Source organism: Pseudonocardia sp. CA-142604, assembly GCF_050948475.1.
Classification (GTDB): domain Bacteria; phylum Actinomycetota; class Actinomycetes; order Mycobacteriales; family Pseudonocardiaceae; genus Pseudonocardia; species Pseudonocardia alaniniphila.
In genome coordinates this window covers 1,390,040-1,407,163 of the sequence record NZ_CP192045.1, presented here as the reverse complement: position 1 = coordinate 1,407,163, position 17,124 = coordinate 1,390,040, and the positions used below count along the sequence as shown (strand labels likewise).

The window sequence follows — 17,124 nt, the reverse complement described above, 5'->3', positions numbered from 1 at the left end:
CATTCGGCCTGGTCACACGTCCGCCGGCGAGCGAAGGGTGCCACCGCGGTTCTCACGGCTAGGAGCGTGGGACGGCCGCTTGCACAGCTTCGAGTGCGGTGAGCAACTCGTTCGTCGACGGCGCCCCGGGCTTCAGGAGCATGGGCCGTTCGAGCAGCCGGAGGAGGTCGCGAACTTCCGGTCGTCGACGCAACTCCGGACTGCGTGTGGCATCGAGGAGGCGTCGACCGAAATCGGACAGCGCGATGTCCAGCTGCCGCGGGTGGCTCCCCGGCCGGCGTGACCGCACCCGATCGACGAGCCCGCCCTCTGCCAGCACGCGCACTCGTTCACGGGTCCGGAACATGTTGATCCCGGTCGCCTCGGCGAGCTCGGGCACGGTCAACGCTCCCGTGGCGTGCGCGAGGAGCTCGAGCAGGGCTCGAACCGAATCCCGCCGGATGGGAACGTCGAGGGCCGGAGGCAGCCGTCTCACCACCGACCGTGCGTCCGCGACCGCCCGAGCGATCTCCGCGGCTGGCGCCGAGGACGGGTCCAGGCTCTCGGAGCTGTTGAGGTGCAGCACGAGCAGCGCGAGGGGCAGCCGCGTGCCGTGGTGGGTCTCCCGCCGATCGAGCTCCGCCAGGATCGCGGAAGCGTCGTCGGCCGGACGAACGCCGTCTCGACCGGTCCGGATCACCAGCTCCGACGCCGCGAACAACGCCAGCCGTTGTCGCATCTCGCTCTCGTCCGAGCCGGTGATCTCCGCCAGCTGTGAGGCCGTGAGTCCGTCCGGATGGCCGACCAGGACGTCCAGGGTGCTGCGCAGCGAGTTCGCTGCCGGTGTCCCGAAAGCCGGAAGCAGCTGCGCGAGCCGCACGGCGACGAAGAGCTCTGCCGTGCGCTTCGACGCAGGTGCGAGGCTCGGCAGTTTGCCGAGGAGCTGCGCGGCACGCTCCAGAGCCTCACCGTGCAGCGGACGATGGGTCAACGCCCGGTTGTCCATGTCCGCCAGGAAGGAGCGACCCTCCTCGGTGAGGACGTACCGCCACCTGAACCGGCCGGCCGGACGGCGGCGGTCCTCGTCAGGCACGCGTTCGAGCAGTTCCCAGTCGGCCATGGTCATGAGTCGCTGGGCTGTCGCCTCGGCGTGGATACCCTCGATGAGCGCGACCACATCGTTGGCACTGAGGCCACGGGGGGCGGCACGGAACAGCAACAGCATGCCGTGCAGTGACCTCCGGTTCACCTCCGCCCGTGAGGGTGTGTGGGTCCGGGCGAGCGCGCCGTCCGGAAGGCCCCGCATTGCAGCGAGCATCACCTCGACGTTCCTCGCACCCCACTCGTCGTCTTCCCCTCGAAGGTCCAGCAGGGCGCCGAGCACCTCGAGATGTCCTTCGTAGTCACTTCCGAGGTAGGTCACGGAATGGTCGATGTCATGCAGCAGCCGACGGGTGTGCTCAGGCATGCGGAAGCCGATACGGGCGCTGTCGTCCTCCCGGTCGAGCAGTCCACGCACAGCGAGCCATCCCAAGCGCCGGCCGAGAGCCGCTGCGGAGGCTTCTGGCGTCAGGCTCAGAAGGCCCGTCGGCGCCGCAGCGACCGCGTCGAGCGCAGCCCGCCACGACCAGGTGCGCGAACCCGGCGGTTCGAGTTCCGCAGCCGGCACGTGTCCGGTCCGCTCCGCGAGGAACCGTATGAGGACCAGAGGATCGACCCTGCCCCGGTGATTGCGCTGCAGCCGGCCCTGTGACAGCCAAGCACCGACCGTCCCCCGCTCAACTCGGGCGATCGATGCCACCTGATCGATCCCCAGGCCGCGAGAACCGCCGCCGTCCGCCCTGTCCGGGGACTCGCCGGGCAGGAGCAGTCGGGCGAGCTCGGCAGCCAGGTCGGTCATCGCGTCATGGCTCAGGCTGAGCGCGTCGCGGAACAGGGCGGCAATGCGCAGCAGCGCCTGCCGGTTCGCCTGATCCGGCTCTCTGTCCGGTCTGGCCACGACGTCGGCGAATCGCTGTCCGAGCTCGGTGAGCTCGAACGTGTACTTGGTCCGGTGCGGGCTGTCGCCCGGCTGATACGGGGCTTGGACAGCTCCGTCCAGAGTCACCGTCAACGTCCACCGGGTGATGCGGACGAGATGGGGTGAGAGGCTCACCATCCGTCTGGGGTGCACGCTGTCGATCACGACATTCAGGCTGAGCGCGACGCCGACCGTGTCCGTTCCCGGCGAACGGCCGATGGCCAGCAAGAGGTCCAGGTAGTTCAGCGGCAACGGCGCGCGTCGCTCGTCGAACCGGTGCCCGGGTCGCATTGGGCCGCTGGACAGGTCAGCGGCGCGCTGCACGGCGTCGGCCAGCTCGTCCAGCCACGGCGGCGGCTCCCGGATGAGGAGCCCTGCGAGATCCCAGATGGCTGCCCGGTACTCGGCGTCCGTGATCTGGCGTGGATCGACGAGATCGGCGACGAGTCCGATGGCTGAATCGGCCGGCTCGTAACGATCTTCGTGCCTCGGGTGACGGACGACTGCTGCCAGACCCAGGCGTGTCAGGTTCTCGGCCGCCGCACGAACGACGTCCTCATCGCGCAGCCCGAGCCCGTCGGCGATCTCTCCCGCGGTAGCGCCAGGTGCATCGCGGATCCGCAGCAGGACAGCTCCGTAGCTGAGCGGTCCCGGCTCCCAGAGGCCCTCCCGATGCGAATCCGCGTGGAACGGGCTGGCCTCGACCGTGGACATCCGGGCCAACGTCTCGGTCAGCACGTGCTCGGTCCGGTCGCCGGCAGCGGGCCGCCGTTCCAACAACTGCTGGAGGTCCGCCAGAGCCAAGGCGTAATCGCGCGCGTCGACCTCGTCCCGACCGGCGAGCTCGCCGATCAGCCGCCGTTCCGCGGCGCCGGCCCGGTATGTCTGCTCCCGGTCGTCGAGCCGGACCAGCCCGGCCGCGTGGAGGACCCGGAGCGCCGTCAAGTCACCCTCGGCGGGGACGCCGGACGGGGTCGCCGCGACGGTGTGCAGCACATCGAGGTAGGTGACCGGGCCGTCCCCGTGCAACGCGAGCTCCGGGCGCTCGCGCAAGTGCCGGACCAGCTGTCCCATCGCCCGGCCCGGTGTCCACGACGCGGCGACGGCGAGCGGGGACGGGCCCGACGACGCCTTTGCCGCCCACAGCGCCGGGCGCAGGGACAACAGCGCCGCGACGGCGTCGAGCAGCCGCCGAACCAGCGGGTCCGTCTCTTCCTCTCGATGGTCCACCTGTCTCAGCAGGTCCAGCACCTGCTGCACCGGCCCGAACGTGTCACCGTCCACACCGACCCGGACCAGCCCGAGATCGGTGAGCTGCCGCATCAATGCCCGGGCCTCCTCCCGCGCGACGGGCAGGGAGGTCTCCCGCAGCCGGTCGAGGCCGACCCCGGGATTCGCTGCAACCTGCGCGAGCAGCGACCTCAGGCTGAGCAGCCGCGTCGACCCCGCACCGCCTTCGCGACGGGAGCGCTCCAGCTCATCATGACGCTGGATCCGCGCGGTGGTCAGCTCTGCGACGAGTACCGCCCGCTGCAGGTCGATCCGTGGCCCGGTGCCCGCGTACCGGTCGAGCTCCGCCACGTACTCCGCGGGCAGCATCTTCTGGCGCACGAGCTGGTCGACCTCGGCGATCGTGTGCCGGAACCGCACCGTCCACGCGCGACCGTGGACGTCGGCCACGGTGTAGCTGATCAGCTCCGTCTGCATCCGCTGCAGGCGAAGGCGAGCGAGCTCGGATGCCCAGGAACTCCAGTTGAGAGCCGCTCGCCCACCCCGGTGAGACAGGGGCTGGCGGCCGAGGCCTGCAGCGAGCAGCCGCGCGAGCTTCCGCTCTTCGGTCGCGGTCATCGGCCCGGTGACCACGCCGTACCCGAGGCGAGGCCGGACGAGCGCAGACAGCGCCCACGCCGGTGGCAGTGGCATCGCCTGCACGTCGTCCTCGGCCACACCGTTCAGCCGCGCCAGCTCCCGATCCGCCAGCAGCCGACGCCACTCCGCGGGGAGCAACGGCAGCCTCTCCAGCACCTCCGCATCGACGAACACCGCCAGGCGATCCGGGTCCGCTGGATCGGGCGCCACGAACATCACGACGGCGAACCGCGACGCCAGCTCGTCGTTCAGGGCAGGTACCGCGTAGGACCGCGGTGCGTACCCGGCCCATACGGCGTCCGGGGCGATCTCCCACATAGCGGCCCGCTTGCGCTCCAACGCAGCGACGACCGCCCGGTGCTCACCGTCATCGAGCCGGACCGGCTCGCCCGTCCCCCGAAGGACCGCGACGGCCCCGCCCTGCCGCTCCGGCGCCGCGTCGGGAGGGCCACGACGATGGAACGGGTCGCTGCCGTCGCCGGTCAGTGTGCCGGCGACCGGACTCCGGCCCGGCCGTTCCCCAGCCACCGCGGTCAGCGCCGCGTGAACATGCCGGGGGTCGGCATCGTGGAGCTCCGGGGTCCAGGGCACCGTGTCGACGACCTCGGCGTCGCCCGGCCGGATCGTGATCTCCCACAGTTCCCCGGCCCACGGCCGGTAGCCGTGAACCCACACACGCCCTCGGCGGACGAGCGGGAGCAGCTGCTCGGTCTGCGCCAGCATCAATGTCGGCGCCGTCGCGTCCTCCCCGGTCTGCGCCGACGGCTGCGGGAGGCGCTCGTCCGGCCGAACCGGAGATCGGTCATCGCGGTACTTCGTCGCGGCCTGCTGCCGAGCGATCCGCAGGTCCTCGGTCAGGTTCGCCGGCAGCTGTTGCGCGGTCAGCGCGGCGTCGATCCAGTCGAGACGACCTGTCAGCATCAAACGCTGCTGCTCCGCCGGTGCCCTGGCCAGAATCTCCGCCCGCAGGCCGGCGATGTGTGCGAGCTGGGCGCGGACGTCCTCCTCGGAGTTCCTGCCGAAGATCAACCGTGTGTCGGCGCCGATGCGGAACGCGAGATCCGGCGACCGGTGGTCAGGGCGCAATGCCTCCTCGAAGTCGACCCACCACAGCTGTTCCGTCCTGCCGTCCGTCCGGAGGTTGTCCGCGACGACGCCCGGCCCGGGCAGATCGAGCGCCTCGTCCCGGAACAGGGCGAGCAGCGCCCAGGTAGCGGCGACCTGAGCCCGGTGCGATCGATCGTTGCGGAGGTCGGCCGGCGCTCCCCCGACGTATCGGCTCAGCTCCACCGGGCGACCGGCAGCCAGCACCTCTCGGCCGCTCTTGTCCCTCAGGGTCTCGGCCGCGATCCCCAGCCGAGCGCGGACAGGCCTCAACATCCGCTCGCCGGACCAGCGCTCGGCCACCAGCTTTCCGATCGACGCAGCGGTGAGCGAGCTGATCAGCACATCGGGGCTCCGGAGCTTGGCGACCCAGTCGTCACCGATGCCGCCCCGGACGTGCATGGCCATCGGCCGGTCGAGACCGACCAGCCTGTTCCCGACGCGTCCCACGTAGCTCGCCCCGTCGAGCTGATGCAGCTCGAACCCCGTACCGACTGCCGACGGAGCGGAGCGTCCGAGAGTGACGGCCTGCCACAGTTCATCCTCTGTGCGGTCGCCGTGCCGCCACTGGAGAAGAACGTGCTCCTCCAGCGCGACCCGCACCGCCGTCGGCAACCGGCTGAGCCGGTCCGCGGCCCACATCCGGTCGACGATCATCCGTCGCTTCGCGCGGTCGAGGACGTACACGACATCGATCCGCGGCAGTCCGCGCGCCTCCAACAGGGATGCCAGCGCGACGCCGAGATCAGCGACGACGAGATCCAGTCGCTCGGCCGTCCAGACACCCTGAGGACTGGCCAGCCTCCCCTGGGCCGGCGAGGCCGACGGGAGGATCCGCACGTCGAACGAGCGCACGGTGTCGACGAGCGTGTCCAGCACCGCCGTCATATCCGGCCGGCCGAGGTCCAGCAGTTCACCGTCCGGACCGAGACCGACGGCGTGGACGGGCCGGAAAGTGGCCGGCCGTTGCCCGACCATGGCGAGGTCACCCGCACCGGTCTCGCCCGGGCCGCCCGCCGACGGTCCACCCCCACCGTGCCGCAACGCGCCGGTCGGTCCGGCGTCGAGTCGTGTGGGCTCGCCTGTCTCCCGCAGGACCGCGACCGCCCCACCCCGCCGCTGGGCGCCGCCCGGGTGACGACGCGCGCCGGGCTCCTCCCCCGGCGGGGACCGCATCCCGGGCATCCCCGTCATCGCGGCCAGCACACGCCGTTGATCGACGTGCACGACGTCCGGTGTCCACTCGCGGCTGTTCTCATCCGTCGCATCGGAGGCGCGCATGGAAATCTCCCAGAGCCCGACGCCCCCGCCTGTCATGCGGTGTCCGTGCATCCAGACCGGGAAGCCGGCAGCGACGAGTGCCCCGAGATCTCCCGGGCTTACCAGCCGGAGCACGTCGGGAACCAGGCCGTCGCTCGTCTCGTCGGTGGGACGGCCTGCGGTGGGTACGTCGATCCCGGGCCGGTCGGCCGGGAACATCGCCGCCATGGCCTGTCGTGCCTCGTCGAGGTCGGCGAGCAGCAGCGGCGGGAGCTCCTCGGTACGCGCCACCTCGTCGGCCCAGTCCAGCCTGGCGACCATCATGCTGTGTAGCTCACCGGCGGGAACCCGGGCCAGAATCTGGTCGCGAAGGCTCACGATCCAGCGAAGCCTCGCGAGGATGGCGTCGGGTGTCAGCCTCCCGTGGACGGCAGCGGCGAGTCGCTCGTGCTCCTGGACGGGGATGCGGAAGCCCTCGACCGGCAGCCCCATCCCCGGACGCATCGCGGTGTCGAAGTCGATCCGGTAGTCGCTCCCGCCGCGCCGCTTCATGTTGTCCCGCTTCAGGCGCTGCGCATCCCAGTCCTGCAGGAGTGCGTTGCCGGGCCATTCGCCTGCCAACCGAGCGCGCTGCGCCGGCGAGTCGAAGGCGGGCATCTCGCCGTCGATGTACTCGGCAACCTCCACGACGTCACCGGCCCGGACCTCTCCACCGGCTGCGTCCTCGGTGGCGATCGCGAGCCACGTGCGGGGAACCGGCACACCGAGAACTCCGTAGACGGCGGCCGCGACAACCGTGCGGATCACCGTGGCGGGGTCGTTGTCCCAATGCTTGACGACCAGCAGGTTCCCGCCGCCGTCACTCACGAGCATCGACTTGGGGCGGCCACCGCGAACGGTCCGGCTGATCGGCTCGCCGAGCCGCCCGTCCGCGCCGACCGCCCGCGAGTCGAGCGTGCGGAGGAACTCGACCTTCCCGAGGGTCCGCAGCCGCAGGCCCGCCGGCAGTACGGGTCCGGTGACCGGCGTCCGCCCATCACCCGCGGTGTAGCGCCACACCTCATGCTCGGAGAAACTGGCGTAGCGCCAGTGGACGAGCTCGTGATCCTCCATGGCGGTGCGGACGTCGAGCGGTAGACGCCTGATCTCGGCAAACAGCTTCCGGTCCGCCACCACCCTCCGGCCGGCCCGATCGAGGAAGTAAACGATGGTGATGTGCGGCAGGCCGCGAGCCGCCAGCACCTGGCCGACCTGGTGGTTCAGCTCGTCGCCGAGCAGGAACGCGAGCCCCTCGGTCGACCACCGTCCGCGCGGGGAGGCGTCGCGCATCGCTCCGCGCCCGGCGTTACCGAGCCGTTCTTCCGGCCCCAACTCGTCGAGGACGTCCAGCACCGCGTCCAGCACACCGGCCATCGCGGAGGCATGCAGGTCGGCGAACCGGCCGTCCTTGTCCAGCGCGAGCAGGTGGCCCCGGTGGTCGCCCAGCCCATCGACCGCCTGTCGTGACAACACGCGCGCCGGCGGACCGCGAACAGTCCAGCCACGGATGCTGCGCAACGCCGCGACGGCCATCCCGGTGGCACCTAGAGCCACTGCTGTGCCAGGCGAGACGAGGAAGCCGAACGCGCCCAGCGCCCCGAGGGCCGCGGTCGCACCGATCATCAGACCGGGCGTCGCCGCACCCTCGTCACCGTGCCCGAAGTCGCCGAACAGGTCGTCGTCGGACGAGTCGTCGTCGGGAAGTCCGATCCCCTGTGGCGGGAACTCCGAATCGGGCCCGCTCCACGCCTCGCGCCGCTGTGCCTGCCAGGCCTCCCCGGTGATGGTGCCGTGCTCCTGGATCTCCCGCAGCCGCGCCAGCGCAGCCTCGACCTCGTAGTCTCCGAGCCCAGTCGTACGCAGCCGCTCGCCCATGCGCGCCGGGTCCAGCGCACGGACGTCGGCCAGCACGCCGTCACTCAGCGGTTCGCCTTGCTGCTCGACCACGAACTCCGAGTCGATGACGACGTCCGCGGTGTGGCGGACCAGCTCAGCGCGGCGGGGGAAGGCCAGACCATGGTCGATCAGCCGCAGCTCGCCGAGATGGCCGAGGTAGTTGCCCGGGTTTCGATCGGTGTTGCCGATGACGTAGTCCAGGACCGCCGTCCGCTCCCTGTCGAACGACTCGTAACCAGCGATCTCCCACTCCCCCGGCTGCGTTCCGTGCACCCACTCCTGGAGCGAGCCGGCTCCGTGCGGCCCCTGCCATTCGGTTGTGACGGGAACCAGGTCGTCCCACCCGAGCTCCTCGGCAAGCCGGTAGGCGCCGATCTCGCGAACCGGTTCGCCGTCCCTCCATTCCCGCGGGCGGTCGGCAGGCAGCGTCTTGTAGATCGCCACGCGGACGCCGTCCACGACGATGGCATAGGGGCCGACCCGTGCCTCCTCGCTCCGCACACCACGGACCTGTAGCCGCCCATGCAGGCCTGCAAGGAGATCCAGCTCTGCCGGGCCGGCGGCCGGACCCCGCGCACCGGAGATCCGGTCCCGCTCCGCACCCGTCCGCAGCCGCGCGTCGAGGAGCTCGTCGGAGAGAACCAGAGCGTCGGCGTCGTGAGCGGGCCCGTGCCCGTCGTCGCGCCCGGCGAGGTGGAACTCGATCTCGTGCGAGACCAGCCGGTGCCACCAGTCCACCGAAATCCGTCCGGCAGCGAGATGCCCCTCGATCTCCCTCCCCATCGCCTCGGTGAGGACCATGACGCCGTCAGCGCCCGAGGGCAGGTCCGGGTCGTGCCACGTGAACGCCACGAGCCGACCCAGCACGCCACGCAGCCCGGTGCCAGCCCGCGCAGCGGCCGCAGCGGTGTCGAGCAGCCGTACCTGCGGCGCGCCGGGCGGCCCGCGAGGGAAGCCGGCCAGCACGTCCTCCAACGGACGCAGGTGCTCCGACACGCTCGGCAGCCACTCGACCAGTTCCTGGGTCTCCTGCCGCGACAGCCCACCGATAGCCACCGCCCCACCGGTTCCGCCGCTCCCGAACGGCTCCGCGGGACGGGCGCCGGACCGCGGCGCGCGATCACGCAGCACCGCCCGCCCACGCACGACGGCAGCAGTGACACCGGCCGCGACACCCGACGCGACACCGACGAGCGCCGCCGCCGCGGGGCCGGCAAGAACGGCAACCGCGCCGACAGCGCCGACCACGCCGGTGACGCCGAGGAGGTAGCCGATCTGCGCCCGCCCTTCGTCCCCGTGGCCGCCCCCCGAGGCCTGCCCCGACTGTGCCTCTTGCAACGCCGCGAGCGTCCGTCCGACGCTCAACACCACCTCGTTGAGCAGTTGCTCGGGGGTCAGACCGATCCGGTACCCGTCGCCCGCGGCGCGAGCGGGTGTGAGTTTGTCGATCTCGACCTGGTCGGCCTCCACACCTCTGACGTAGGTCTTACGGAACTCGCGCAACGACATCGGGGCGTCCGAGCCATCCCACGACACGACCAGGTCGACGATCCGGGCGATCGTCTTGGGATCCTGAGCACCCAGCTCGGTGAGATGGCTCCGCAGCGCTTCGCCCGGCTGGTCCGGAACGAGCGTCAGCAACCGTTCGAGGAGTGCGCGTTCCGCGGTCGGCGTGAACCTCTTTGCGTTCGCCTTCACGCTGACGTACCGCACGGGACCGGAGGCGTCGACGAAGAGATAGTCGAGTTCGAGCAGGTCGCCCAGTACCTTCCCGGAGTCGGTCACCATCCGGACCAGGACGTTCTTCAGCATCAACTCACCGCGACGATCAGCGAGCTCCTGCATCACCGGCACCGCGAGTTGTTCGAGAAGGCTCCCGACGACCGTCGTCGTCCACCGGGAGTTGCGGACATAACCCGGCAGGTCTCTGAGGGCCGCGGCCCATCTCACCGGTCTCGTGAACAGGTGCCGACCCCGGCGGACGATCTCCCGATCGAGCGTCGCCTGCTGTTCCGATGTCAGCGCGGAACGGACCGGGCCCGCGACACCCGCCGCGGGAACGGCAGGTGTGCTGTTGCCCAGCCGATGTTCCGCGTGACGCAGCAGGTCAACCAGCAGGTCGGTGCGCGACTGGCTCGGTGCGCCGATGCCCACCGCGTCCTGCAACCAGGTGAACCGCTTGCCACCCGGCCCGCCAGGACGAGCGAGCATCGCGCGGGCCCGGTCGGCGACACGCCGATGGATCTCGAGCAGGGCCGGGCGCGACGGCTGTGCGGCCTTGACCGCGACGATCCGGTCGGGCTCGGTCAACACGGTGACCTCTGCGGCACCGAGCCCGCGAAGGGCGGTGGTCACCTCGGGCAGATAGGGGTAGGCGTCAGCATCGATCCGGATGGTCAGGGTCCCACCCACCCGCAGTGCGGACATGACCTCTGCGAGCGCCCCGATCCGGGGGCCGGTGAACGCGGTGTAGCCCAGGTCCGTGAAGAGCACCTCCTTGTAGTGCTCGACCGGAAGGTCGGCCACTGCGGCGTCGTCGACCCGATCCACCGGGGCGCCCGGGCCGAGGCTCGACGCCGGGTCCGAGACAGGGCCCACGACGAGACGGGGCGCCGCCTCGACCTGCGACGGCGTGCCGACAGCGCCATCCGCGATGGTGGCCGACCAGGTGCTGCCGGCCTCGTCGTACCCGTGCACGCCGAGGAGCCGCCCCTCGTCGAACCGCGCCGCCAGCTCCTCGCGGCCCAACTGCGCCGGATGCCCCGCGTGTGACCCGAGCGCGACCTCGAAGGCGTTCGCACGGGCAGTGGCCTCAGCCTGGTAACGCGCCCGACGGGCCGGGTCACCGAGCCCGTATCGCTGTTGAGCGACGGCCCGGGCCAGCGCCAGCGAATCACGGACCTCCGCGCCATGCGGCGCCGCGCTCAGGCGACCGGCGGCCACGACCTGCTCGATCCACTCGAGGTCGCGCAGTGTCCGCGTGAGCGCAGCACCGTCGAGGGTGGTGGCGAGCAACCGGTCGCGACGGCGGAGTGCCTCGCCGAGCTGCGCGACGATCTCGTCCTCGGCGAGCCGTCCATAGGCGCCGGGACGAGCGTGCAGGAGTACGCGCAGCCAGCTCGCCAGCGACTCACCACGCTCAACAGGCGGCATTCCGATGTGGACGAACGGCCGCGCCCCTCGCCACTGGCTCTCGGGAAGGAACCGCTCGGACAGCTCGAAGTCGATCTGAACCGCCCGCCCGTCGGGGGCGAGGACGACATTCTTCGGCGAGGGCCCGTCCCAGTTGCCCGACAGCGCGTTCGCCACGAACGTGCCCGCGAGCTGGTCGTAGATGTCGTCGCGCAGCGCAGGCCGCACATGGAGGAGGGCGTCCACGCGGCCGGGCGCGTGGACGGCGATCTCGACCGGCTCACCCCGGGCGATGACACGACCGTCGCCGAGGTCGCGCGGCTCCGTCGCAATCACCAGCTGTGTGTCAGGCGCGAGGCCGCCCAGGATGCGGAACTGGATCGCGCTCGCGACGGCGGCAAGAGGGTGGAAGCGGCTACGCCCCGGCTTGATCCACCGCGTTCCGTCGGCGGTCTCCGCCGAGAGCACCCTGGGCAACGAGCCCTGCGACCCGTCGACCACCACCTCGACGTCCCGCATCTCACCCAACCGCGCCGGAGACAGACCCCGGGCGAACAGGCCCCAGAACGGCACCCCGGCCGCAGCCGTGGCGAATCCACTGTGCTGTCCCGTCACCATGTCCACGACGGCCGCCAGCCCCAGGAGAACCGCGACCCCCACCGCAGGTGCCACACCCCCGATCCGACGCCCGCCGTCCCGACGCGGTGCAGGCGTCCCGTGTCCGGTGCCGCCCCGGTTCAGCGCGACGACGGCGGCGGTGGCGTCGTCGGTACCCCCCGCCGCGCGGACGGCGTCGAGAAGCGCGTCGGCGGCCCGGCCCGGTGCGGTCACCGGGAGAGCGGCGGCCGCCAGGGAGTCCGGGGTCGGGAAGTGGTCGTGCAGGCCGTTGGTGGTGAGGATCAGCGCGCCCGGCCCGGTGACCTCGACGACCACGACGTCCAGATGGGCCGACCGGTCGGTGCCCAGCCAGCGCGTGACGACCTGACCTGGCGCGGTGACCGGGTCCGCAGTGCCTTCCTGCAGCACGGTCCAGATGTGGTCGTCGGTCACCTGCCCGGCGACACCGCCCTCCCGGACCACGTAGGCCCGGCTGTCGCCGACCCAGGCCACGACCACCCGGGTGGTGCCGCGGCCCGTGGGTGTCGCCACGGCGATCAGCAGGGTCGTGGTGGGCGGAGCCTCGTCCGCCGAACCCGCGGCCGCCATCGCACGGCCGGCCGTCGCTGCTGCCGCGGCCGCGAACGCGGCGCGCGCCACACGCTCGGCAGGCGCGTCGGGATCCTGGGTGTGCAGCGCGTCCATCGCGGCGGTGACAGCCACGTCCGCGGCGGTGATCCCCGAAGCCCCGGCCTGCTGGTCGGCGACCGCCACGGCCACCCGGCCGTCGGCGTCACGCCGAGCGGCCACGGCGTCGCCGTTCCGGACGCTCTCGAGGCCGCTCTCGGTGCGACCGGCCACCGCCTGGCCCAGATCGAAGCCGACCCGCCCGGGCACGGAACCGGGCACCGTTCCGGACTCCCGCACGCCCGGCCGCTGCGCCCTCGGCGCCACCAGCAGCAGTGACGCCGGCGTGGCAGTCTGCTGCCCGTCCCTGGCGCCGGCGCTCCCGGCACCCTCGGCGATCGCGCGGGCCTGCCCCTGGTTCTCGCCGATCACCTCGATCAGGCGCGCCCGCGTCCTCAGCAGCCAGGACCGCCGCGCGCCCATGGCCCGGACGGTCAGGTCGGAGGCCCCGCTCGTCAGGAGCCGCACGAGCCGCTCGTCGGTAGCCCGGAGCGCGCGCTCCAGCCGGGCCAGTCGTGCACGCTGCCGCTCGACCGCGAAGTGCAGCCGGGCCAGCGTGCGGTCCCGCACCCGCCGATCCTGGGCGGCCCGGCGCTCGGCGAGCGTGCTCCGGCGCGACTCCGGCCGGCCCGGCTCGGCCACGGCCGGGGGCGTGCCGGACCTCCTCGCGAGCCGCTCCTGTGCCGCGCGTCCCGGACGTGAGAGCAGGTTGATCGGCTTGCCCGCCTCGCCGTACTCGACGACTGTCAGGTTCAGCAGGGCGACGCGCCACTCGGCGAAGTGGGGCACCACCGGGTCGCGAGGCCCGATCCCGAGCACGAGGTGGAACTGCGACAGCCAGTCGAAGAGGTCCGTCGTGGCCACGCTCAGGTCGTGCACCGCACGCCAGTCCCTGGCCCAGCGCCAGACGTTCAGGCGCTGCCACCCCACGCGCCGCGGCGCCGCGAACTTCTTCGTCAGCTTCTTGCCCGCCACGTGGAAGGTGATGAAGCCGAGAGCAACTCGGATCGGCCCCAGGTAGAGCTGCACGTCGATCCGGAACAGCACGAACGTTCCGACGGCGATGTTGTCGCCCGCGAGCGGCTTCTTGATCTCGGCGACGGTGAGGTCGCTGTAGAGGCCGTAGACGCCTCCACTGACCTTGAGCCCCAGGCCGGCGTGGTGGCCGTGGATCTCCGGGCCGACCGGCGGATGCGTCACCGGCAGGCCGGCGACGAACGCCCGGTTGTAGCGCAGCGCGCCGACGAACCCGGCGATCCTGCGCAACTTCGCCCGCAGCCCGCGCGGCCGTGGCTCGGCACCCAGGCGCTGCGTCTCGTCGAACACCCGCAACTTCAGATGCAGCAGCTGGGTCAGGTCGATCATCCGCAGCAACGGGCCGACAACCGGGATCTGCCCGAGCAACACCTGCAGGTACGGCACGTAGATCCGGTGCTCCCGGCCGACGTCACGGACCCGCCACTTCGTGAGCGCGGCCATCACCGCCGCACGCAACGCAGGCGTGGTCCAGGTGACCGGGAGCTCGGGCAGCCCTCGCGACCCGAACGCGCGGTTCAGGCCGGCCGCCGTGTCGAGCCACCACACAGCGGCTCCGACGCGCAGGTCCCGGGCCAACCGGACGACACCGCGCGGCGGCCCCCGCGTCGAACGCGAGCTCCACGCTGCTCGGACCTGCGACACCACTCCCGGGGCGGCGGCGGCTGCCACCTCGGCGAGGGTTCCCGTGCGCGCGCCCGGGGCGACGATGCCGATGCCGGGTTGCGCTGCCGCGTCCACCAGCACGGGGGCGAGGCGCGCATGCAGTGCGTGCAGCGCGCGCCGAACCGAACGCGCCACCACGCCACCACGTCGCGGTCCGGCGAGCATGACGACCTGCGCGCTGGACGGCCCGTGCGCTACGAAGGTCGCCGTTTCCGTGTCCGTCGGGTGCTGGACGTGGTGGTGCTCGTGCGCCGCGGCTGCGCGCCGGACGTCCTCGGGCAGGCGGCGGATCCGCTGCTCGAACAGGTCACGGTCGGCCGTCACCGCGCCGGTGACCACGTCGGTCGCGTACACGATCACGACCTGCCGCCGGCCGGCCTGGGCCGCCCGCTGCGTCATCCGCTCGTTGAGCCCGCGCGCGAGCTCGAGCGTCATCCCGGTGCCTGCCCACTGCCCGTCCGGGTCGGCGGCCGCGGACGCCGCGGCGTCGGCAGGCGCGATCCGGCCTTCGGCCCTGAGCTCGGCGCGCACCGCGTGGAAGTCGGCGAGCTCCTCCTCGGTCAGCTCGACCGTTTCCCGCGTTCTCGCATCGGCCGCGATGGTGTGGCCGGATGCGGGCGGCGGGCTGCGCGGCGCCGCGGCGGCCAGCAGGGCCTCGAGCTGTGCCCGGGTCGCATCGGCGAGCGTGACCAGTCCGCGCAGCTCGGCCGCTCTGAGCTCCGGCGTCGCGTCGGCCACGAGCTGATCGAACACCTCGCCCAGCACTCGCAGGCGGCCACCGAGCTGCGCGGCCGTGTGGCGCTGCATGTCGTCCCAGTGCAGCCGCGACGCGCCACGGAGGCTCTCCTCCGCGGCGGCGATCCGGGCCGCCACGAGCTTGCCGACGCTTGCACGGTTCGTGGTCATCGCCCTCGTGAGCTTGTCCAGCCGCACGACCAGTTGCGCCTCCAGGCCGGCGAGAACCGCGCTCGGGTCGAGCACCCAGACCGTCGTACCGCCGACCACGACGACCCGCAGCGCAGGTTCCGGCTGCGCTGCCCTGGCGACGACGACCTGCGCCAGCTCGGTCCGGACAGCGTCGATCTCGGCCTGCTGGTCGTCGAGCGTCGCCAGGAGCAGCGTCCGCACCCGATCGGCCACGGCCCGGCCGGTCGCGGCGCGCCGGCTGGCCAGCCAGCCCGGCAGCGTGCCCAGTGCCTGCCGGACATGCGAGGGCAGCACCGGCCCCACCACCCGGCGCGCGACCCACAGCGCGCCCGTCGCCAGATAGCGGCCGGGGTCGGTGACCAGGTTGAAGGTGCGCACCCGGCCGCGGTAGCCGAACTCGATCTTCTGGCCCGAGATCCGGAACTCGACGTAGTTCGGCAGCTGCATGTTGCGCGGACCGACCCCGAGACCGACCTGCGACTGCGAGGTGAACGTGAACGGCTTCCACGTCACCGGGTTCAGGTCCAGCGCCACGACGTAGTTGCGCAGCCACCGGAACGGGCGGAAGCCCACCAGCTTCGGCCGGCCCGCCGGCTGCTCGAGCTGCTTGCCCGGGACGTCGAAGTGCAGGAGGAAGGACTCGATCCGGCCGATCGCCTCCACGATCAAGGAGACGCCGACGCGGAAGGAGAGCCAGGCGCCCAGCGACCGCTTCCGCATCGTGGTCTTGCCACCGACGCTCTGCTGGTCCAGCACGGCGAGACTGCCGCTGTCGGTGAACGTCCACTTCACGCCCAGCCACAGCCGCATCCCGGCGACGCGCCACGGCAGCAGGTACTCGTGCTCCCACTTGGCGAACACCGTGGACCCGCCTGCGACGAACGCTCGGTTGTAGATCAGGCTCTTGACCTTCGCCCAGCCGCGCCGCAGCCGCTCGCGGATGGCGGTCGACTCGCCCGCCTGGCGTGGCTGCTTGCGGAGCTTGAGGTGCAGCAGCTGGCTCACCATGGCGCCGAGCGCCGGGCTGATGAACGCGAGGAGCTCCTGCACGTAGGTCGGGTAGATCCGGTTCTCGCCCGTCACCCGCAGCCGCGTGGTCCGCAGCTTCGCGGTCCTGGCCGCGATGCCCGCGCCCACGGCCCGTGCGGCGGCACCGACCGCACTGATCGGCGCCCATCGGCCCGTCCGACGGTTCGGCACCGCGGCGTTCGTCGCCCGCCCGCCGGTGGCCGGGAGCAGGGCGTCCACCTCGTTGGTGATCGCCGTGACACGCCCGGCGAGCTCTGTGAACCCGGTGGACGACGTGCCGTTCCGGATCGCGCCGAGCTCGTCGTGCGCGAGGCCGATCCGGCTCTGCAGTTGGTTGCCTGCGGCCACCTGCCCGCCGTTCCAGCGCAGGCGCGACGCGTTCTCCAGCCGCTGCCGTGCCGCGTCGAGGCTGCGGGCGAGGGAACGAGCTGCGCGCCGCTGGCGCATCAGCCTCCACGCACCGCCCGCTGCGTTCGCGAGCTCCCCCAGGCCGCGGCCCATGCCCACGAACGGCCTGCGGAACGCGTCGCCGATTCGAGCTGCGCGGGGCAGGAGAGCACGGATACCCAGTGCGGTCGCCACCACCGCGAGGGCGCCGCCGACCACGGCCCAGGGCGGACCGCGAGAGACGGGGCGGCCGGTCGGAGGGTTCGCCGGCGCGCGGGTCGACGCCGTCGGCGCCGGGCTGCTCGACGGCGCGGACGCGCTCGCCGACGGCTCCGAAGTGTCGGACGGGCTCGGGTTCGGGTTGGGCGTGGTGGACGGGGCGCTCTGCGACCTGCCCGGGACCACGGGGAGTCCGGGAATGCGGACCAGGGCACCCGAGTGGATCAGCCGGGGGTTGTCTCGGTCGACCACGGCGAGGCTCGTCGAGCCGCTCGTGT

Annotated in this window: 1 protein-coding gene (running past one end of the window); it reads right to left on the bottom strand. The window is 72.1% G+C overall.

The features are described 5' to 3' along the window. Positions 1-58: 58 nt before the first annotated feature. Positions 59-17,124, bottom strand: partial view of a hypothetical protein gene (locus tag ACQPZQ_RS06470; protein ID WP_433293005.1) — the 3' portion only. The gene runs 13,630 nt beyond the window's last position; only the last 17,066 of its 30,696 coding nucleotides appear in the window; its start codon lies beyond the right edge, outside the window; the stop codon is at positions 59-61.